The sequence below is a fragment of the Labrys sedimenti genome, assembly GCF_034424805.1.
Classification (GTDB): domain Bacteria; phylum Pseudomonadota; class Alphaproteobacteria; order Rhizobiales; family Labraceae; genus Labrys; species Labrys sedimenti.
In genome coordinates this window covers 130410-151325 of sequence record NZ_JAXOUF010000002.1, presented here as the reverse complement: position 1 = coordinate 151325, position 20916 = coordinate 130410, and the positions used below count along the sequence as shown (strand labels likewise).

Sequence of the window (20916 nt, the reverse complement as noted above, 5' to 3'; positions counted from 1 at the left end):
GGGTATCGTCAACTCTCTTGAGTTGACTAGAGGTAAGGATGAGGGGCAGCGCGAACCTTGAATAACCAAGTATTGCGAAGCCTCTCACCTCTATCCTCTCCCCGTAAACGGGGCGAGGGCCCCCACACGTCAAGCCCCATCGCCAACTCGGTCATCTCGCCCTACCCTTGCAAGAGCGGAAGAGATGTTCGCGCATCCGGGTACTTACCCACATAACCGTTATGCAAATCGATTTGCAAATGCATTCATCTTGCGTATCATGCCTAGGTGAGCACGATATCAAAAGTGGCCGAGAGAGCTGGCGTTTCACGCACGACCGTGTCGCATGCGATCAATCATGCCGACCGTGTCTCCAAGGAGCTACGCGAGCGCGTCGAGCAGGCGATCCGCGAACTGGGCTACCAGCCCAACCCCCAGGCGCGCAGTTTGCGCACTGGGCGCACCGACACGATCGCCATGCTGATCCCCGACATCCGCAACCCCTTCTATCCCGAGCTCGTGAAGACGGCGCAGTCCGAGCTGGAGCAAGTCGGCCTGGATATGCTGATCTTCAACACGGACGTTCCGGGCGGCCATTCCCAGGACCATGGCCGCGAATATCTGCGCCAGATCCGCAATCGCCGGGTCGATGGGCTGATCGTCGGTGATTTCGCCCTGCACGGCATGCATGAGGTGCTTGAAGACATCGACGTTCCCACCGTGTTCATCGGACACCTGCCCAACCAGGCCGTCGACAGCATCCGGCTCGACGATTTCGGCGGCGGCTATCTGATGGGCGAATATCTCGCCCGCCAGGGCCACCGGCGCATCGCCCATGTCACCGGCCCGGACTTCTTCTCCGAGGCGATGGCGCGCGCAGATGGCTTCGAGAAGGCCCTGAGCGACAACGGCGTCGCCATCGATCCCACGCTGCGCTTCACCGGCAGCTATCTCGCGCCATCAGGCCGCGAGGCCGCCGCCTGGCTCAGGCGCGAGCACGGCCATGCCCTGCCGACGGCGGTGTTCTTCGCCAATTACCTGATGGCCTCCGGCGCCCTCACCGAATTCTACGACAGCGGCATTTCGGTGCCCGGGCAGCTCGCCGTGGCCGTGTTCGACGACCTGCCTCAGCTCGAATATGTCCGCCCGCGCCTGACGCGGGTGGGCAACAGCCCGGCCACCCTCGCCCGGCAGGCCACCACCATGCTGCTGGAACGCCTGAACGGCAGCTTCACCGGTCCGGCGCGCACCGCGACCGTGCCGTCCATCCTGCACCCCTACGATTCAGCCTGACGGGAACGCGGCACGCGCCGCGCCCGTTGAGAACGACAAGTCGGTGGCACGACAACCGGCAACAGGGAGGAAATCATGACTGTGAAGGACAGGTTTTCCGGAACGCTGCCGGTAAGGGCAGGCATCAGCCGGCGCGGCCTCCTCGTTGCCGGCGCGGGCCTGGCCGGCGGGCTGCTCAATGCCCCCTATCTCAACCGCTCCGGGGCCCAGGCCCAGGATGCCACCCTGAAATTCTGGCAGTTCTACGCACCCGGAGGCGACGTGAAGCCCCAGGTCAAATGGTTCCAGGATCTGGTGGCCGCCTGGAATGCCGATCATTCCCCCAAGGTCGAGCTCGAATATATCGTCAACAGCGAATACATCTCCGGCTCTAAGCTCGCCACCGCCTTCGCGTCGGGACAGGGACCAGACATCTTCCTGATCAGCCCCGGCGATTTCCTGCGCTACTACAATGGCGGCGTGCTGGCCGACCTCACGCCTCACATCGAAGAGGCCGCACGCACCGACTTTCCCGAAAGCGTGATCGCCAACCGCAAGGTCGACGGCAAGATCTATGGCGTGCCCATGGAGGTCGAGCCGATGGCCTTCTATTATTCGGTCAAGGCCTTCGAGGAAGCCAAGCTCAACGAGAACGACGTGCCCAAGACCTGGGACGAGCTCCTCGAAATCGCCAAGAAACTGACGACCCCGAACCGCTATGGCGTGCTGTTCGAGACCACGCCCGGCTACTACCAGAACTTCACCTGGTACCCTTTTCTCTGGCAGGGCGGCGGCGAGATCCAGGGCAAGGACGGCAAGAGCGCCTTCGATTCACCCGCGACCGTGCAGGCCCTCAAGCTCTGGCAGGACGCCATCAAGTCGGGCGCCGCACCCCGGCAGGTGGTCGGCGGCGGCTTCGACATCGTCTCCAATCTCGGCGCCGGCCTCACTGCCATGCAGAATGTCGGGATCTGGGGCATCGCCGCCATGGAAAACAACGCCAAGGACACGCCCTATGGCGTGTTCAAGCTGCCGGTTCCCGCGGGCGGGAAGTATGTCACCGTCGGCGGCGGTTGGGCCTTCGTCGCCAATGCCAAGGGCCAGAATCCGGACGCGGCGGCCAAGTTCTGCGCCTGGGCCCTGGCCTCGATGGACAAGGGCTCGGTTCAGCGGGTGGTCGACTGGTGCACGACCGCCAAAAGCGACATGCCCCCCCGCGCTAGCGCCCTCGCCGCCGGCTCCGCCGCCTTCCAGGCCGGCAGGATGGGCCTGTTCTCCAAGGAGATCTATCCGGGCACGCGGGCCGAGCCGCGTGTGCCGCCGGAGGTCTACAAGATCATCTCCGACGCGATCCAGGCGACCCAGCTCGGCGGCACCGATCCCCGGGAAGCGGCGACCGCAGCCAGCCAGCAGCTCGACGCCTTCCTCGCCGGCTATAGCGGCGCGCCGATCCTGTGAGGGCTGGGGTGGTGTTGTCGCAATCAGAATCAATGGAAAGCAGGAAGCCCTCTCCGCAAAGGGCGCAGGATATCCTTCCCCGACTTCGGGGAAGGTGTCATTTCGGAGAAATGACGGAAGGGGGAGAGTGGCGCCGCATCCGCTCAAATGAACATGCATCTCGCCACTCGCCCTCACCCGACCTCGCTACGCTCGGCCACCCTCCCCGAAGTCGGGGAGGGATTTCCGCGCTCAATTCGGATCTCCTGATCCACGGGTCGGGAGCCGCGTCATGACATCCGCCCGCGCCGCCCGCCGCGATACGCTCGCCGGCTATCTCTTCGTGCTGCCCGACGCCCTCGGCCTTGCCGTGTTCGTCGGCCTGCCGATGCTGCTGGCGCTGGCCATCGGCTTTTACGAGGTCGACGGCTTCGGCGGCTATCGTTTCGTCGGCCTGGCCAATTACGCACGCATGTGGCGCGACCCGTTGTTCTGGACCTCGCTCAGGGTGACGCTGCTCTATGCCGCGCTGCTGGTGCCCGCGCTCTATATCAGCGGGCTCGGCCTCGCTTTGCTGGTGCAGCGCGGCGGGCGCTTCGAAACCGTGATCCGCTCGATGTTCTTCGCCCCGCAGATGGTCAGCCTCGTGGTGGTCGCCATGGTCTGGCAGATCCTGCTGGTGGAGAAGGTCGGCATCCTCTCCCGCCTCCTCGCCACACTCGGCCTGCCCGGGCTTTCCCTGCTGGGCGATCCGAACCTGGCATTGTTCACCCTTGTGGCCATCAGCGTCTGGTTCATGATGGGTTTCTACATGCTGATCTTCCTCGGCGGCCTGCAGGACATTCCGGCCGAATATTACGAGGCCGCCGAGCTCGACGGCGCCGGCCCGCTCGGGCGCTTTCGCTACATCACCCTGCCCCTCCTACGTCCGACCAGCTTCTTCGTGGTGCTGGTCTCGGTGGTGATGGCGGCAGCCGGCGGCCAGGTCTTCGATCTCATCTATGTCATGACCAAGGGCGGCCCGGCCAACGCCACCTCCGCTTTGATCGTCTACATCTATCGCCAGGCCTTCCAGTTCGGCGCCTTCGGCTATGCCTCGGCCATGGCCTCGCTGCTGGTGGCGCTATTGATGGCCGTGACCCTCATCCTGTTCAGGCTGACGCGGGGCGGGCGCTTCCACCATGCCTGAGCGCAACGCCCCTGCCCTCGCTCCGCCGGGCCAGCTCGTACACCTGCTGTGGATGCTGGTCAGCCTCGTCCTGGCACTGATGACGGTGTTTCCGCTGGTGTGGATGCTGGTCGTCTCCTTCAAGCCGCCCGCCGAGGTATTCCTGCCCGATCTGGTGCCGCAGCGGCCCACGATCGGCAATTACCTCTATGTGCTGACCGAGATTCCCTTCCTGCGCTATTTGCTCAATTCCTTCCTGGTCTCTGCGGTCGTCACCATCGTCGCGCTGTTCTTCCATTCCATGGCGGGTTACGCGCTGGCGCGGCTCACCTTCCCCGGACGGGACGCGATCTTCCTCGCCATGTTCTCCACCTTCCTGGTCTCGCTGCCGGTGATCATCGTGCCGCTCTTCATCCTGGTGCGGGCGATGGGCATGCTCAATTCCTATGCCGGGCTGATCGTGCCCTCGATCTTCAACGCCTTCGGCATCTTCCTGCTCCGGCAATATTACCTGTCGCTGCCGCGCGAATTGGAGGAGGCGGCGTTGATCGACGGCGCCGGGCGCTGGCGCATCTATTGGAGCATCGTGCTGCCGCTGAGCCGGCCGATCCTGGCGGCGCTGGCCATTTTGTTCTTCCTGGCCAATTGGAACGCCTTCCTCTGGCCGCTCACCGTCGCCTCCGATTCCAGCCTGTGGGTGGTCCAGGTCGCGATCGCCAATTTCCGCAGCCAATATGCCGGGGCCTGGAACTATGTGATGGCCGCCTCCACCATCGTCGCGCTACCGATGCTGATCCTGTTTGCCGTGTTCCAGCGCCAGATCACCGAATCCATCAAGACCAGCGGCCTGAAATGAGCCGCCCCCCATTTCCAAAAAAGCCTTTTGAGGGATGAGCATGACCCAGTCCGGACTTTCGCCCCTGCGCGGCCTCGCCAAATTGCGCGAGGGTCGCTCCCGCCGCTTCTCGAGCTATGACCGCACCGGCGGCAACGACGACAGGCTGCATATCGAGCCGGGGCAGACGGTTGTCATCGCCGAACATACCGGCGCCGGCATCGTCACCCATATCTGGGCCACCCTCGCCTGCAAGAGCGAATTGTTCCTGCGCAAGATCGTGCTCCGGGCCTATTGGGACGGCGAGGAGCATCCGAGCGTCGAGACGCCGATCGGCGATTTCTTCGGCATGGGCCATGCCGCCACACGCAACTTCGCCAGCCTGCCGGTGCAGGCCAGCCCCGAGGACGGCAAGGCCTTCAACTGCTATTTCCCGATGCCGTTCGCCAGCCATATGAGGCTGACGGTCACCAACGAGGCCGAGGACGACCTCTTGTTCTACTATTATGTCGACCTCGAACTGCACGAAGAGCTCGAGCCGGGGCTCGGCCGCTTCCATGCCCAGTATCGCCAGGACCGTCCCCAAGGCATGGACGAGGCGGGCCTCGCCAACGAGCAGTTCCTGTTCGGCGGCGAGACTATCGATGGCAAGGACAACTACACCATCCTGGAGGCGGAGGGGCACGGCCATTATGTCGGCGTGCTCTACAGCGTCTATTCGCGGCGGCGCTCTGACCTGTGGGACTGGTATGGCGAGGGCGACGACATGATCTTCGTCGATGGCGAGCCAGGCCTGTCGGTCCCCGACACCGTGCGCAAGCCCGATCCGCGCCTCGGGTCCAAGGCCGAGCCGATCATGCCGCGCAGCGAGAGCAGCCCGGGCGCCAACGATGCCTGGCCGCCCACTTTGCACGGCACCGGCACGGAGGACTACTTCAATACGGCCTGGTGCCCGACGCAGGACTACAGCGCGCCCTATCACGGCATCATCGCCGCCGGCGGCCCGAACTGGACCGAGCCGGTGACGCTCTATCGCTGGCACATCGAGGACCCGGTGATCTTCCACAGATCGATCCGGGTCAGCATCGAGCACGGCCACGCCAACCGGCGCTCGGACGACCTCTCCTCGGTGGCGTTCTGGTACCAGGCCGAGCCGCACAAGCCCTTCGCGCCGCTGCCCGCCGTGAAGGATCGCCTGCCCACCTTCCGCCGCCCCTACGAGACCTGGAACCTGCGCATGGGAAATGAGAACGGGGCTTAGAAACGGGTCAGGATGGGGCGAAACCAGCCTTCCCCACTAAGCTGGCTATCGAATTCACACACCTCAACTGAGACAAGTAAAGCGCGCGAATCCCTCCCCGGCTTCGGGGAGGGTGGCCCGGCAACGCCGGGTCGGGTGGGGGAGAGTGGCGCGATCTCGCCATCTTCAGGTCTGATGGCGCCACTCTCCACCTTCCGTCGATGCTTCGCATCGCCACCTTCCCCCAAGTCGGGGAAGGATTTCCAGCGCCATATACTGGCGATACTGCGATGTGTGAATCGGATCGCCACGAAGCCGGAGAAGGCTGGTCGCACCCGCTCCGTCAATCACTGCGCTGCCACTGCCCTCATCTCATCCCCGATCATCGCCAACACATTCTCGATCATCCGCAGGCCGATCTCCGGCCGGGTCATCACCGATTCCGGATGGAACTGCACGGCGGCCAGAGGCAGGCTGGCATGCTCCACCGCCATGATGACGCCGTTGCCGTCACGTGCCGTAACCCGCAGCTCCGCCGGCAGAACCTGCTCATCGGCATGGATGGAGTGGTAGCGCCCCACCGGGAAGCTGCCGGGCAGGCCGGCGAAGAGCCTGCCGTCCTCGACCTCCACCCGCGAGGCCTTGCCATGCATGGGCCTTGCGAGCAGGTCGAGCCGACCGCCGAAATATTCGACCATGCCTTGCAAGCCCAGGCAAACGCCGAAGACCGGCAGCCCCCGCAGCAAGGCAAGCGCCAGGGTCCGCTGCATGGCAAAATCCTCAGGCCGTCCGGGACCGGGCGAGAGCACGAGGAGGTCCACCGGCTCCCCATCCGCGAGCCTCTGCCGCGCCAAGGCCGGGCGCAGAGTGACGACCTCGGCACCGGCGGCGCGGAAATAGCCGGCCAGCGTGTGCACGAAACTATCCTCGTGATCGACGAGCAGCAGACGCGGCCCAGGGCCGTCCTTGCGGACCGGGGCCATCAGCCGATCAGCCCCGGCCTCGCCCTCCTCCAGCACGGCCAGCATGGCGGAGGCTTTCAGCCGGGTCTCTGCTTCCTCTTCCTGCGGGTCGCTGTCATGCAGCAAGGTGGCGCCGACGCGGACTTCCGCCACCCCGTCCTGCAGGCGAATGGTGCGCAGCGTCAGGCCGGTATTCATGGCCCCGTCGAAGCCGATCGAGCCAAAGGCTCCGCCATACCAGCGCCTGGCGCTCTTCTCCTCAGCTTCGATATGGCGGATCGCACCGCGCTTGGGCGCGCCCGTCACCGTCACGGCCCAGGCATGGCTGAGAAAGGCATCGAGCGCATCATAGCCCGGCCGCAACAGCCCCTCGACATGGTCGACGGTGTGGATCAGGCGCGAATAGAGCTCGATCTGGCGCCGACCGATCACCTTGACGCTGCCGGGCTCGCAGATGCGCGACTTGTCGTTGCGGTCGACATCGGTGCACATGGTCAGTTCCGCCTCGTCCTTGGCGGAATTCAGGAGCTCGCGGATGCGCTCGGCATCCTCCAGGGCGTCGGCGCCGCGGCGGATGGTCCCTGAGATCGGGCAGGTCTCGACGCGCTGGCCCTCGACCCGCACGAACATTTCCGGCGAGGCCGCCACCAGGAACTCTCCCTCCCCGAGGTTGATCAGGGCTCCGAAGGGCGAGGGATTGGCGATGGTAAGCCGGCGAAAGACCGCACTCGGACTGTCCGCGCAGGGTTTGGCGAGCAATTGCCCCAGCACCGCCTCGAACAGGTCGCCGCGCGCGAAGGCGGCCCTGGCCCGTTCGACCATGGCGGCATATTCGCCAGGCGCGTGGTCGCTCTCGGGCGGCAGGTCCGGGCCGGCCAGCCGGCGATAGGGCTGGGGCTCGGTGGCACGGGGCAGGTTGCGGGTCGAACGACCGTCTATGCTGAAATCATAGCTCAGGCGTTGCGCCCGCTGGCGGGCATGATCGACCACGACCAATTCGTCGGGCAGATAGAGCACGAGATCGCGCTGGTCCTCGGTCCGCGGCAGCGTCAGGCTCATCGGCTCGAACTGGAAGACGAGGTCGTAGCCGAAGGCGCCATAGAGACCAAGATAGGGCTCGTCGGGCGCGGCGAAGAGATCGATCACCGCGCGGAGCAGCGAGAACAGGCTGGGCTGGCGGCTGCGCTCCTCCTCGGCAAACCCGCCTTCGGTTTCGCGCACCGTGCCCGTGAGATATCGTTCGCCGCTGGTGAAGGTCTCGAAGAGATCGAGCGGGCGCAGACGGCCCTCGATCGCCGGGAGGAGGCAGGCACCGCGCTGGTTGAGGGCCTCGATCCGAAAGCGCCGGCCCTTGCCGGTGATGGCGAGCGGCGGATCGGCAAAGCCGATATCCCCGCGTCGGTAGCGGCCCGGCACCTCGTAGCCCGAGGAGAACAGCGCGCCGCGCTGCCGGTCCAGGCTTTCTGCGAGGGGCGACATGTCATGGGGGTAGTCGAGATCGTGGCAGGCGCAATGGACGCGGATGCCGCCGGCCGTGTGGTAGATATGGTCCGTCATGGAGCCAACTCCGAGTTACGGCCGTCTCGGGTTGGGTGCTCCTGCGCTGATCTTCAAAAAATCAAAAGCCGCCCCTCCCGGGACGGCCAGATGAGCAATGATCATGCGTGGCCGTCCGTGCTTAGACGGGCCACCACCAGCTTGCTGAGAAAGACGAAATGCGCATGGCGGGATGCTAGCATTCGACCGGCGCCGGCGCAATCCGCCGCCCGCGACGAAAAGGCTGCGAACTCAGGTCAACGCCAGCGGCGAAGACCGCCCCCCCTCAAATCAGAACGCGCCACCTTCAGGGAAGAAGGCGGCGCGTTCGAAATTCGTCCGATGACGGCTGGCAGAGTTCAGGCAGCCACACCGTAGACCTGCTGGCGAGCGTGACGGATCATTTCCATGCGGTCGGCGCGCAGATCACGAAGATCGCGGTCGGACAGGCTGTTGATCTCATCGAGCAGGCGCAGGAACTCGGCCTGCTTGGCCATGCGGTCCTTAAAATAAGCAATGATGCTTGCGAAGATCATGATGACTACTCCTTTGTTGCCAGGGAGTATCCATCTTCTCATGTTGCGGTGCAACATACATCGTCGCAATGCCGAATTGCATAGCTCGCATGGCTAATGAGTCAATTATGGCGAGTTCTTAACCAATTCGCTTAACACGTATGCAATATTGCATTCCTGACACAAATCGGCAATCCAATTGACATCTTCGCAGGCAGGTCGTGCCGCGCTTTGCGGCAGGCTGCCACGACAATGGCATTGGCCTCACTGCTTGGCGGCGGCGAGCTCCGCCTCGATGGCCGCGATCGATTCCCGCAGCTTGGCGACGCGCTCTTCCGCCTCGCGGGCCAGGCGCTCGTAATGGGCGCCGCGGTTCTTCTGCACCGCCAGGACCTTGGCCTGCTTCTGGATGCTGGCGATCTCGGCGAGCATACGGGCCTTCTTCATGGGCCGATCATCCATCGCGCCACTCCTTGTTTCGTTAGATCAGGCTTTTCCTTAGAGCAAAGCGCGTTTAGACGGAAACGCTGCTTTGCTCTAGCTCTATAATTCGACGCGTCTTTGCGATTCTTGGTGATTCCACCAAATCGCAAAACGCTCTGGACGTCCTTGCGGCGAAAGGCACGCCCGATGGGCATAAAATTCACATCAGGCGTTGGCATTCCGGCCCTAGGGCGCTAATCCGGCGTCTGACATCTTCATGAGAGAGACGTGATGACCGATAGCCCGCCCGACCGCCTCGCCGCCAATCCCGACAGCCCCTTTTTCGACCAGGCGCTGATGGAGCGCGGCGTCGGCATCCGCTTCAACGGCGCCGAGAAGACTAATGTCGAGGAATATTGCGTCAGCGAGGGCTGGATCCGGGTCGCCGCCGGTAATGCCAAGGATCGGCGCGGCAATCCCCTGACCATCAAGCTCAAGGGCACGGTCGAGCCCTATTTCCGCGACGAGGCGTGAGCCCGGCACCCCACTTCGTCCCCCGCCCGCACCAGATCGAGGCGAGCGAGGCCATCCTCGCCGCCCGCCGCGCCGGGCGGCCGGGCTTTCTGCTGGGTGACCTGACCGGCCTCGGCAAGACACTGTCGGCCTGGCTGGCGCTGAGCGCCATGCCCGAGGAGGAGATCCTGGTGATCTGCCCCAAGGGCGCCATCCCGCAATGGCGCCTGACCATGGCGCAAGCAGGCCTGCCCGCCAAGGCGGTCACCGTGATGAATTTCGAGCGCACGAAGACGCTGATGGCGCCGCCCGCTACCAGCACCAAGCGCTCGACCCGGGCCAAGAACAACGAGCTCGCCAAGCTCGGCACGCCGAAACGCACCTGGCCGCTGGTGGTGATCGACGAAGCGCATCGCATCCGCAATCCCAATTCGCAGCAGGGGCTGGTCTGCCGCCAGATGGCGGCAGCGGCCGATTTCACCCTCTATATGAGCGCCACCGCCGGGCAGGCGCCGCATGAACTTTCCTATCTCGCCCGCCTGCTCGTGCAAGAGGGCGACAGGCGGAAGGGCGAGGGCCTGAGCGCCGATCTCGACGGCTTCCGGGCACTGATGAAGCGGCTCGGGATCGGGCGCGCCAAGGGGCGCTGGAAGAACTGGTCCTGGGAGCCGAACGAGGACGACCGCCGCACCATGTCCTCCCTGCTCTACAAGGGAGAGGATGCCATCGGCCTGCGTCGCCGGCCCGAGGAGATCGCGGGTTGGCCCGAAGTGCAGCGCGAGGTAACCCCGACTGCGCTCGATGCCGAGAACCGGCGCCTCTATGAGGCGACCTGGCGTGAATTCCGCCGGGAACTCGGCCTGGCAGGCGGCTCGACCCGGCGGGCGGCGGGCTGGGCCGCCGATCTGCGCTTTCGCCAGAAAGGCAGCCTCCTGCGCATCGCCGGCACCGCGGATTTCGCCGACGACCTGATGGACAATGGCCAGCAGGTGGCCATATCCGTGGCCTTCCTCGAAACCAGCGCCTTCCTGGTCGAGAAACTGCAGGGCCATGGCTGGCGCGTCGATGCCATCAACGGCACCCAGAGCGGCGAGCGAAACGAGGCTGTCAGGCTCGCCTTCCAGCGCGGCGAACTCGATGCCGTGGTGTTCACCGTCACCGAGTCGATCTCCCTTCATCGCGGCGAAATGCCGGGCGGAGAACGCGAGCGCTCGCTGGTGGTGCACGACATGCGCCACAGCGCCATCCAGCTCCAGCAGATCGAGGGGCGCTGCCATCGCGACGGCCAGCGCGCCGTTATCTACTACGCCTATGCCGAGGACACGGTGGAGGAAAACATCGCTGCCACGGTGATCGGCCGCATGGCCGACATGGACGGCATGGCCGGCGACGACACCGCCATGCTCGACGCCATCGCCGGGGTGATCGAAGAAGCCGCCGAAGCGCGCTGAGCCCCGATATGTCCGCCTTCAGGCGAACGGGTCGTAGCCTGGCTTCTTGTAGACAAGATCCGGCTTGTCCTGGATGTCGGGGATGTAGACCTTCTGCGTCCACTCACTCTCCGCAATGTCTTCGATCGACACCGAGATCGACTTGTCCTGGCTGTTCAAGGTCTCGATCACCGCCTGGGTCAGGGCGTCGGCGAGCTTGCGCTTCTGGTCCTCGGTCCTGCCGGGCAGCATCTTCACGATGAGGTGGGGCATGGCTGTCTCCGCTTTCCGGTGCCCGGCGAACATGGGCACGCTTCCAGCAGCGCTCATAGACCGGTTGAGCCGGCCAAGCCAGGACCAGTTACGAGGCGCCCTCTCGGGGGCGGACGGTCACGCCACCGCACCACCTCAATTGATCGCCGTAAAGGCCGCGACCAGCAGCATGCAGGTGCCGAACGTCCAGCCCTGGGCCCGCTGGGCACGCTCGGAGCGGAAACGCCCGAGCAGACTGGCCCCGGCATAGATCCAGAGAAAGTGACAAAGCACGGAGATCACCACGAAGCCGGCCGTGAGCTGGACGACGGTGCCGGTGACACCGGCGGCGGAATCCAGGAACTGTGTGAACATCGCCAGCACCATCGAATGGATCTTGGGATTGACGGCGACGGAGAGGATGCCGTCGACCAGGCCGAGATGCGGCTGGCGCTTTTGCTCCGGACGGGCAGCATGGCTCGCCGACCGGAAGAAGCTCCAGGCCAGGTAGAGCAGATAGACTATTCCCACCAGTTTCAGCCCGAATGCGAAACTGGGATGGGCACGAACGACCTCGCCGAGACCGAAGCCATAGATCAGGCAGAGCGCCAGATTGCCGATCTCGAACCCCACCCAGAAGCGCACGGAACCGCGCACGCCATATTGGGCCCCCATGGCGGTCAGCACGGTGTTGCCCGGGCCTGGGCTGACGACCAGCGGCACGGCATAGCCGACGAAGAGAATCCAGACATTCCAGACAAGCATGACGATCTCATTTCAACACGTCGCGCCGGGCAACAGCCGATGCGGCGGAGCAATGGAAACACCACTTTCCGGGCCGGACAAAACGATCTATTTTCAGCCCTTCCATGAATTGGATTCATCGAGCATGCGTCGCCTTCCACCCCTGGTGGCCGTCCGCGCCTTCGAGGCGGGTGCCCGGCACCTCAGCTTCACCCGGGCCGCCGACGAATTATGTGTGACCCAGACGGCGATCAGCCACCAGGTGCGGCAGCTCGAGACCTGGCTGGGCGTCCGGCTGTTCGAACGCGCGGGCCACGCCTTGCGGCTGACCGGGGCCGGACGTACCTATCTTGCCGAAGTCGGCGAGGTGCTCGATCGCCTGGCGGCTGTGACCGAGACCGTGCGCGGCCGCCGCGATGGTCCCCTGCGCATCACGGTGCTGCCCTCCTTCGCTGCCTGCTGGCTGGTGCCCCGTCTCGGGCGCTTTCGCGCCCTGCATCCCGATATCGAGCTGAAGCTGACGAGTTCACCCGAAACCTCCGCCTTCACCGAGGACCGCTTCGATCTCGGCATTCGTTCGGGCCTCGGCCGCTGGCCTGGCCTCAAGGCCGACCTGATCGCCCAGGAGATGCTCAGCCCTGTCTGCAGTCCGGCGATCGCAGCAGGGCTGCCTTCTCCCTGCTCGCCGCCGGACCTGCTTGCCAGCCATCTACTGCACGACACGCCCAAGGATGCCTGGTCTCGCTGGTTCCGTCATGCCGGCCAGCCCGAAGCCGCCCTTGCGGCGGGCCATGCCTTCGACGACCATGGCCATCTGCTGCAGGCCGCCGCCGAGGGACAGGGCATGGCGCTCGGCAAGCTGTTCCTGGCCGAACACGCCTTGCGGCAAGGCCGCCTGGTGCGCCCGGTCGATCTTATCCTGCCGAACGACTACAGCTACTGGCTGGTCTATCCCCGCACCGTCGCCGGGCGCCTGGACGTGGGCCGCTTCCGCAATTGGCTGCTGGCGGAAGCCAAGGCGACCGCAGCCGCTCTCATGGTTCAGGGCACCGCGCCATAGATCGCATCGTGGTCATCCAGCCCCTTCAGCGATCTTGCTGCGTCTTCAATCGCTTTAGCTGCGCGGCAACGGTGCGAAATGGCCTCGTCATTCGCCAGCTGGCAGAGCCCCGCATGATCGACACCATGCGTTGCAGACGCTCATTCTCGCCTGCCAGATTCCCGATTTGAGTATCGAGATCTGCGATCCGAGGCTCAAGCATGCGGATACGGGCTTCCAATTCCGAGACATGAGCCTCCAGACTTGGCAGGTGCCTGACCCAATCGACGGCGGCTCCCTCCGTGAAGGGACCGGAGGCTGAATGCCGGCTTCGGGCATGGAGGGTCGCCATGTCGGGCGGCATTGCCGGCGCCGTGGCCTCCTCCTCTTTCACCAGCGGCCCGAACATCGACCAGGCCTCGGCCTGTTCGCGAAGAAGCTGCAATTGCAGGCGGCGGCGCACGGCTTGATAGCCGTCCTGCGACAGCGCCTGGCCGCAGCCTTTCCTGAGCACGACCAGGAATTCGCATCCCCGCGCTCGCGTGAGCGTCTCAATGGTTGCGTCCAATATTCCGTACTGGCGCAATTCCAGGAGAATGAGAGCCAGTCCCGCCGGCGTGAGGTAATATTCGTGGCTGTCGACATAGTCCGATGCGCCAGCCGTCGCCTCGGCAGAGGAATAGCGGCTACGGTCGAAGGCGGCAGCGAAGGTGAAATCCCTCACCCATTCCTGGCTCCAGGCCATCTCCTTCCTGTCACCTCGAAGGACATTGATCATGCTCCCCCAGCGATAGATAGCCTCGAAACTATGACGCGACCGCTCTGCTGCATGGTCCGACATGACCTTGGCAACATCGGTCGGCGGCTGAAAGAAGTCGAAACAATACCGCTTGTCCGGAATGATGAGGGCCAGTCTGCCGCTGCGGGAAAGCATGGTCAGGCCATCGGCGAGAAAGCCGGCGAGATTGGTGGTGTGTTCCACCACATGGGAGGCAAAGACCAACTCGAATCGCCCCTGCCCGGCGAGGGCTGAAATCGGGCCGCCAGTCCACACGTGATCGACCGGCTCGATCGCTGCGATATCGACGTCATGCGGCGCATAGAGGCGCCGCAACGTTTCCTGATCGGCGTGGTCGACGGTCTCGACGTTGAAGCCGCGCGCCTTCGGCAGCACCGGATTGTAGCTCGGCCCGATCTCGAGCACGGGATCGGCGGCATTTATGCTCTTGCGAATGAAATCGCGAAAATCCCCGATTGCCCGGTCCTGCTCGGCGTCGTCCTCCCGCGACAGGAAAATATGGATCCTGTCCACCGGATCCGGTGGACGGGTCGTTTCACTGCCCATGCCAGCCCCAAACTCCTGCGAGGCGAGAATCCCCTGCCCCAAAGCGAATATAAGGCTGGATGCACATATTCGCCTACAGTGTCCGCTACCGCGCTGGAGCAGGCTCGACGCCATAGATCGCGTCGCGGACATCCAGCGAGAACGCGCCGGACATGCCTTCAAAGGCCGTATTGGTCAGGACGACGACGCTGAGCCCACTCTCCTTGTCGATGAACCAGTTGTGGCCATAGGCGCCACCCCAGCGGATCGTGCCCTTGGTCTGGGGCGACAGCGCCAAGCCGGGATCGTCGAGCACCGCCCAGCCGAGCCCGAAGCGCCAGCCCGGCCCCTGCGCTTCGCTGCCGATCTGGTCCGTCATCATCATGCGCACCGTCTCGGCCTGAAGCAGCGGAGCGCCGTCCCGCCGGATCGCCTCCAGGAGGGCGAGAACCTCGCCGGCCGTCCCCGCCATGCCGGCTCCCCCTGACGGATAGGCCTCAGGATCGAAGATCCGGCTCGGCGCGAAGTGCACCGCCTGATCCCAGAGCGGCACGTCCATGCCGTCCTCGATCAATCGCGGCTCGGGGTCGCCGTCGGCATAGGCTGTCGCCAGGCGGGACCTGTCCGTCACCGCGAAGCCGGTATCGGCAAGGCCGAGTGGCTGCGTGACCAGGCGGCGCACCAGGGACGGCAGGCTCTCCCCGCTCGCCTGCTCCAGCACGGCACCGATCACGTCCATGCCCAGCGAATAGCGCCAGGCGGCACCGGGCTCGAAGGCGAGCGGCGCTAAAGCCAGACGCCGTAAATTCTCCGACAGCGTCAGGCCGGGATGATGGTCGAGCCCGTCGGAGACGCCGAGCTGGTGATAGGGCGTGCCCTGCGGCTCGAGGAAGCCATAGCTCAGGCCGGCACTGTGGCTCATGAGATGCCGCAGGCGAATCACCGGCTCGATCCCGTCGGCCATGCGGGGGCGGAAACCGGGCAGCCAGCGCGACACGGGATCGTCGAGGCCAATCACGCCCTGCTCGACCAGGCGCATGGCCGCCACCGTGACGAAGGGCTTGGTGATCGAGGCGAGCAGGAAAATGGTATCTGACGCCATCCCCCGCCTGGCCTCGCGATCCGCCAGGCCGGCTGCGCGCTCATAGACACGATCGCCGTCTCTGGCGACGAGCACGACCGTACCGACGATACGCTTTTCGGCCAGTGCCCGGTCGATCACGCCATCCAGTCGGGCGAGGAACGGATCGACGGAAAGGGCTGCGACATTTGGCTGAAGACTCATGAGCAGGCATCCACTATTATCACAATGGTCATTCCTGAATACAGCAAGCCTTCGGATATTTCTAGAGTGAACATTGTGAAAAATAATGAAGCTGAAAAACGCCCCCGCGGCCGTCCCCGCAGCTTTGATCGCGAAGAGGCGCTTGCCGCCGCCGCTCATACCTTCTGGGCCCTCGGCTATGAGGGGGCGTCGATCACCGATCTCACCGAGGCGATGGGCATCACGCCGCAGAGCCTCTATGCCGCCTTCGGCTCCAAGGCCGAACTGCATAGGGAGGCCCTGATCTGGTATCGCGGCCATGTCGGTGCTTTCGGACCGCAGATATTGGCACAGGAGGTGGATGTGGTCCGAGCCTTCGAGCGCATATTGCTCGCCTGGGCCGACCAATATGCCCGCAAGGAACACCCTCGAGGCTGCATGATCTCCACCGCCGTGCTGCGCTGCGCCAGCGAGAACAGGCCGGTGGCCGAGCATGTCTCTTCGCTGCGCCTGGGCGCGCTCGCCATGTTCCGGGAACGGCTGGAGCGCGGCGTGAAGGAAGGAAATCTCAAGCCGGACACGGACACCGCAGCTCTCGCCCGCTTCCTCGGCGCCCTGGTGCAGGGCATGTCGGTGCAGGCGCAGGACGGCGCCAGCGGCGAAGAACTCGCGGGCATCGCGCGGCTCGGCATCGCGCAGCTCGAACGGTATCGAGCCTGATCGGCTCAAACAAAACGGGGCGCCGAAGCGCCCCGTTCGTCGTCGAGGCCGTATGGCCTTGTCAGAGGACGAAGTACCAGTTCGCCAGCAGCACCACGGCCAAGCCGGCCACGAGGGTGAGATAAGGCAGGATGCCCGCCTTCTTCTGCTGGAGGTCGACGGATCTGAGGCCGAGATCGTCGAGCATGTGCTCGGGGAACTTGCCGCCATCCTGAATGTAATGCCGATAGCAGAACACCGGGATGATGAGGGCGGCGGTGCACAAGCCCGCCCACAATGCCAATGGGTTCCAGACCTTCGCACCTGCGCCCATGAACATGGCGTTCACATAGGCGAAGATGGCACCGATCGCGATGACGAAGGTCGGCGCCTTCCAGGGCCTGTTGATGTGGCCATTGTCCATCCGGTGGATCCAGCCGGCATTGAGGTTGAGGAAGTTGAAGATGATGTAGCCGCAATTCGACACGGCCAGGATGAAGAAGAAGCTGGTGGCATCGGCCGCAGCGATGGCGAGCAGCATGAGGTTGAATATGAGGTCGGTCCACATCGCCCGCGTCGGGGCGCCATGCGAGTTCACATGGCTCAGATATTTGGGCAGCCAGCCATCCACCGAGCCCTGGTAGAGCGTGCGGGAGGAACCGGCCATCGCGGTCATGATGGCCAGGATCAGCGCCAGGATCATCAGCATGACCAGCAATTGGCTGATGATGGCGCCGCCATGCACCATGTCGGCCATCGCCGCCGCCACGCCCGAACCGTCCACGATGGGAGTCGCCAGCATGCCGTTCAATCCGAGCACGCCCTGGAAGGTGAAGGGCACCAGGATGAAGAGCAGCATGCACAAAAGGCCGGAATAGAAGATGGCCTTGAAGGTATCCCGGCCGGGATCCTTGAATTCGCTGGTGTAGCAGACCGCGGTCTCGAAGCCATAGGTCGACCAGGCGGCGATGAACATGCCGCCGAGCACCAGGGTCCAGCCCGCGACGTTCCAGCTGCCGGGCGCCGGCGCATAGGCGGTGGCGAGCGGTACCAGCGGCGAATAGTTCGCCCAGTTGATCTGGCCGGTGATGATCGGCACGATGCCGACGATCAGCATCGGGATGATGACAATCAGGCCGATGATCTTCTGGGTATTGGCGGTGCCGAGGATGCCGCGATGCTGGATCGCGAAGGTCAGGAGCATCAGCGCGGCGCCGATGAAGAAGACCGAATTGAGCGAGAAGCCGAAGAGCGGGAAGGTGTGGCTGAACAGCGTCCAGGTCCGGATCGCAGGCGTCGCCGCCGCCGTCACCGCCGTGATGGCGTCAGCCGGGGCCGTGCCGGCATGAGCGGCGATATAGGCCAGGACTTCGGGTGAACTGTCCGTGAAGACGGGAATCGGAAAGAGGGCATTGAGAATGTAGCCAGCGGCAATGGAGCAGCCGAGCGACAGCACGGGTGACCAGGCGAACCAGTTGCACCATACCGACAGGGGCGCGATGAACTTGGAGTAACGCAGCCAGGCCGTGGCGCCATAGACGGAGGAACCGCCCGACTTGTTGGGAAACAGGCCGGCGATTTCGGCATAGGTAAAGGACTGGATGAAGCCCATGATCATGGAGGCCGTCCAGATCAGGAAGGCCGGCGTGCCGGTGGTGCCGGCAATGCCGCCGATCGAGAACAGCACGAGCGGCGGCACGCCGCTTGCCACCCAGAAGGCTCCTCGCCAATCGATATGGCGCAGCAGTTGGCTCTCGCCCCCTGCGCTCGTATTTGCGTCAGTTGTCGCCGTCATTGTGTTCCCCGGTCTGATCGACTGCACTGGATGCTGGGGCGGTGCTGGCTGCGAGAGTTCCACGACGGCTCTCGTCTTCACCCACCGTCTCTCTTTTTTACTGCGAGTGAAGATTGACACACTCTGAGGAAGCGTCAACCCTTAGTTTTCTGCGATTCCCCGGGAAATAACGGATTTTCTGCCTATTTTTTGAGCACGACAGCAATCTGATTGGAGGCCTCCAACCGCCACCGAGCAAAAAGAATTCGGGCTGATAAAATTTCCTGCTGGACAAACTTGTTTCTTCTCTGGAAACTTCAGGCGTCACCGGGCAGGCAAAATGCGCGGGACGAACCATTCGAAGGATGCCCGTATGTCGTCACGCAAGATGTGGGGGAATGAGCCGTTCTGGGGCCTCGGTTTCGAGTGGGATCCGCAATGGATGCTGACCGACCGCCAGAAGGCATTGCAGGCCAAGCTCATCGAGCTGTGCCAGACGGAGATGCGCGCCAACGCCGTCGAGAGCGACAGGAATCGCGCCTATCCGCGCAAGAATTTCCAGATCCTGGCCGAGCACGGTTTCCTGGGCCTGATCGTGCCCAAGGAGCTCGGAGGCCAGGGCGAGAATCACATCTGCGTCGCCATGGTGGTGGAGACCATCGCCCGCTATGGCTGTGCCTCCACCGCCATGTGCTACACCATGCACACTGGCGCCGTGGCGGCGGCCCTGCTGCGCCATCACGACAATGCGGCGCTGAAAGACATCCTGCGCCGTCTCGACAAGGACTGCCTGATCGGCACCCTGTCCTATTCCGATCCGGAGACCGGATCGCATTTCTGGTATCCGATCTCCTCGGGCGTCGAGGAAACCAAGGAAGGCTGGCACGTCCGCAAGAAGGCGTCCTGGACCACCTCGGGCGGCTTCGCCGACTGGTATATCGTGCAGACGACCTCTCCCAACTTCAACGGCAACTACGCCGACCTCTCCTGCTTCCTCATCCTCGGCGACGAGATCACCAGCGATCCCGGCAGCTGGAACGGCCTTGGCCTGCGCGGCAACCAGTCCGGCCCGCTGGAAGTCAACAAGGTGGTACCGCGCAACCGCCTGGTCGGCCCGGTCGGAGACGGCGCCCGCTCCAATGACGAGGTGGTCGATCCCTTCTTCCTGCTGTGCTCCTCGGCCTGCTGGAGCGGCATCGCCATGGGCATGATCGACATCGCCAAAGCGCATACCACCAAGAAGACCCACAAGGATGTCGGCATGCGGGTGGCCGACTACGCCACCATCCAGGATTACGTCGGCGAAGCGATCATCGACACCAATGTGGTGCGCTCGATGGATTTCCTCATCGCCAAGGCGCTCGACGACGCCACCGGCAACAATGACTGGTCGATCCACAAGAACGATGTCTCCTTCCTGCCGCGCGCAGGCCTGCTGCACTGGCTCTGGCAGCTGAAATTCGCTGCCGCCAAGAACGTCGCCGCCGTCTCGGACAAGATGCTGCATGCCTGCGGCGGCACCGGCTACAAGCCCGAGCTGCAGATCGAGCGCTATCTGCGCGACGCCAAGGCTGGCTGGGTGATGGGCCCCACCAACGAGGTGCTGCGCCAGTTCGTGGGCAAGACCTCGCTGCTGGGCTTCGAGGCAGTCGACTATTGGAACACCTCGATCAACGAGCGCGTTCTCAACAACGAGATCAAGAAGATGGATGTGGACGCCAAGCGCGCTCTGGCCGAGCGGCTTCTGGCGGAAATCAATCCCCCTGCCATTCGGAAGACGGCGTAAGATGCGGCTGGAAACGCAATCCCCGGCAGGAAATGCGGTCCATTTCGGTTTCCGCCCCGACGAGGCGGCAATGGTTTCCGGCCGCCTCCCGGATTCGAACGAATCCGGGGTATACCGGTGTCGGAGCGCAAGCACCGACGTCGGTAAGGGTATGAGGCAAGATGGTCCAGGGTTCTGCAACAAAGCCGGCGAAAGCGGATATCGTCCCGGAATTCATCGATCCCCTGCGCTTTCGCGGGGCGCTCGGACTGTTTGCCACCGGCGTCACCGTGGTGACCGCCGCCCATCCGACCGCCGGGCTGATCGGCATCACCGCCAATTCCTTTTCCTCGGTCTCGCTCGATCCGCCGCTGGTATTGTTCTCCATCGCCAACACGGCACGCAGCCTGTCGGCCTTCCTGGAAGCCCCAGGGTTCTGCGTGAACGTCTTGCGCAAGGAACAACGCGCCCTTTCGGCCCGCTTTGCGCGGCAGAGCCAGGACAAATGGGCGAATGTGGCCTACACGGCTGGGCGCTTCGGAGCGCCGATCCTGCCGGACACCATGGCGGCCTTCGACTGCCTGCACCATGCCCAGTACGAGGGCGGCGACCATCGCATCATCGTCGGCCGGGTGGTCGACATGGAGCACAATGTCGAGGGCGAGCCGCTGCTCTTCTTCGGCGGCCGCTACCGGGTGCTGGGCGAGGAAGCCGAGTAGCACTGCATATCACCAATCATCCGGGC

General features: G+C 64.1%; 19 protein-coding genes. 11 read left to right on the top strand and 8 right to left on the bottom strand.

The genetic code is table 11. The features are described from left to right. The first annotated feature begins 267 nt into the window (after positions 1-267). From U1R88_RS07100 to U1R88_RS07080, 5 genes are all read left to right on the top strand, one after another. The gene (locus U1R88_RS07100) at positions 268-1272 is read left to right on the top strand and encodes a LacI family DNA-binding transcriptional regulator (protein WP_322430631.1); all 1005 of its coding nucleotides are present in this window, start codon (positions 268-270) and stop codon (positions 1270-1272) included. A 75-nt stretch (positions 1273-1347) separates the two neighbouring features. Further along, on the top strand, positions 1348-2709 hold the full coding sequence (locus U1R88_RS07095) for an ABC transporter substrate-binding protein (RefSeq protein WP_322430630.1): 1362 nt from the start codon (positions 1348-1350) through the stop codon (positions 2707-2709). A 271-nt stretch (positions 2710-2980) separates the two neighbouring features. After that, the gene (locus U1R88_RS07090; protein ID WP_322430629.1) at positions 2981-3877 is read left to right on the top strand and encodes a carbohydrate ABC transporter permease; all 897 of its coding nucleotides are present in this window, start codon (positions 2981-2983) and stop codon (positions 3875-3877) included. Beyond that, positions 3870-4712, top strand: a complete 843-nt coding sequence (locus tag U1R88_RS07085; RefSeq protein ID WP_322430628.1) for a carbohydrate ABC transporter permease — start codon at positions 3870-3872, stop codon at positions 4710-4712. Before U1R88_RS07090 ends, U1R88_RS07085 begins: the two co-directional genes overlap by 8 nt. Before the next feature lie 40 nt (positions 4713-4752). Continuing rightward, entirely contained in the window at positions 4753-5952 is a 1200-nt protein-coding gene (locus tag U1R88_RS07080; RefSeq protein ID WP_322430627.1) for a glycoside hydrolase family 172 protein, read from the top strand. Positions 5953-6278: 326 nt separating this feature from the next. Here U1R88_RS07080 and U1R88_RS07075 read toward each other — a convergent pair whose 3' ends face one another. The 3 genes from U1R88_RS07075 to U1R88_RS07065 all read right to left on the bottom strand — a co-directional run bounded on the left by U1R88_RS07075 (position 6279) and on the right by U1R88_RS07065 (position 9406). Beyond that, on the bottom strand, positions 6279-8450 hold the full coding sequence (locus tag U1R88_RS07075) for an anthranilate synthase component I (protein WP_322430626.1): 2172 nt from the start codon (positions 8448-8450) through the stop codon (positions 6279-6281). Positions 8451-8788: 338 nt separating this feature from the next. Continuing rightward, entirely contained in the window at positions 8789-8965 is a 177-nt protein-coding gene (locus tag U1R88_RS07070; protein WP_202908468.1) for a hypothetical protein, read from the bottom strand. Between the two features lie 243 nt (positions 8966-9208). Continuing rightward, the gene (locus tag U1R88_RS07065; RefSeq protein ID WP_068287917.1) at positions 9209-9406 is read right to left on the bottom strand and encodes a hypothetical protein; all 198 of its coding nucleotides are present in this window, start codon (positions 9404-9406) and stop codon (positions 9209-9211) included. A 252-nt stretch (positions 9407-9658) separates the two neighbouring features. On the opposite strand from U1R88_RS07065, the gene U1R88_RS07060 reads away from it, so the two are divergent. After that, positions 9659-9901: a DUF3297 family protein gene (locus U1R88_RS07060; RefSeq protein WP_068287914.1), complete on the top strand. Its 243-nt coding sequence runs from the start codon at positions 9659-9661 to the stop codon at positions 9899-9901. Continuing rightward, on the top strand, positions 9898-11331 hold the full coding sequence (locus tag U1R88_RS07055) for a DEAD/DEAH box helicase family protein (protein WP_322430625.1): 1434 nt from the start codon (positions 9898-9900) through the stop codon (positions 11329-11331). The genes U1R88_RS07060 and U1R88_RS07055 overlap by 4 nt, the downstream gene beginning before the upstream one ends. An 18-nt stretch (positions 11332-11349) precedes the next feature. Here the strand turns inward: U1R88_RS07055 and U1R88_RS07050 are convergent, their stop codons facing one another. Continuing rightward, complete coding sequence (locus U1R88_RS07050; RefSeq protein WP_322430624.1) at positions 11350-11583, bottom strand: tautomerase family protein; 234 nt, start codon at positions 11581-11583, stop codon at positions 11350-11352. 135 nt (positions 11584-11718) lie between these two features. Next, positions 11719-12327, bottom strand: a complete 609-nt coding sequence (locus tag U1R88_RS07045; protein WP_322430623.1) for a LysE family translocator — start codon at positions 12325-12327, stop codon at positions 11719-11721. A 124-nt stretch (positions 12328-12451) separates the two neighbouring features. On the opposite strand from U1R88_RS07045, the gene gcvA reads away from it, so the two are divergent. Further along, complete coding sequence (gene gcvA, locus U1R88_RS07040) at positions 12452-13366, top strand: transcriptional regulator GcvA (RefSeq protein WP_322430622.1); 915 nt, start codon at positions 12452-12454, stop codon at positions 13364-13366. 25 nt (positions 13367-13391) lie between these two features. Here gcvA and U1R88_RS07035 read toward each other — a convergent pair whose 3' ends face one another. Continuing rightward, positions 13392-14690: a hypothetical protein gene (locus U1R88_RS07035; RefSeq protein ID WP_322430621.1), complete on the bottom strand. Its 1299-nt coding sequence runs from the start codon at positions 14688-14690 to the stop codon at positions 13392-13394. Between the two features lie 85 nt (positions 14691-14775). Next, positions 14776-15954: a serine hydrolase domain-containing protein gene (locus U1R88_RS07030; RefSeq protein ID WP_322430620.1), complete on the bottom strand. Its 1179-nt coding sequence runs from the start codon at positions 15952-15954 to the stop codon at positions 14776-14778. 66 nt (positions 15955-16020) lie between these two features. Between U1R88_RS07030 and U1R88_RS07025 the strand changes: the two genes are divergently transcribed. Next, a complete protein-coding gene (locus U1R88_RS07025) occupies positions 16021-16653 on the top strand; it encodes a TetR/AcrR family transcriptional regulator (protein ID WP_425545392.1) in 633 nt (210 codons plus the stop codon). 61 nt (positions 16654-16714) lie between these two features. Here U1R88_RS07025 and U1R88_RS07020 read toward each other — a convergent pair whose 3' ends face one another. Further along, positions 16715-18427 carry a trimethylamine N-oxide permease gene (locus U1R88_RS07020; RefSeq protein WP_068287898.1) on the bottom strand — a complete coding sequence of 571 codons (1713 nt, stop codon included), beginning with the start codon at positions 18425-18427 and terminating at the stop codon, positions 16715-16717. A 352-nt stretch (positions 18428-18779) separates the two neighbouring features. Here U1R88_RS07020 and U1R88_RS07015 point away from each other — a divergent pair, with 352 nt between their 5' ends. Further along, positions 18780-20192, top strand: a complete 1413-nt coding sequence (locus U1R88_RS07015) for an acyl-CoA dehydrogenase family protein (protein ID WP_322430619.1) — start codon at positions 18780-18782, stop codon at positions 20190-20192. Positions 20193-20353: 161 nt separating this feature from the next. Further along, a complete protein-coding gene (locus U1R88_RS07010) occupies positions 20354-20890 on the top strand; it encodes a flavin reductase family protein (RefSeq protein WP_322430618.1) in 537 nt (178 codons plus the stop codon). Positions 20891-20916 lie beyond the last annotated feature (26 nt).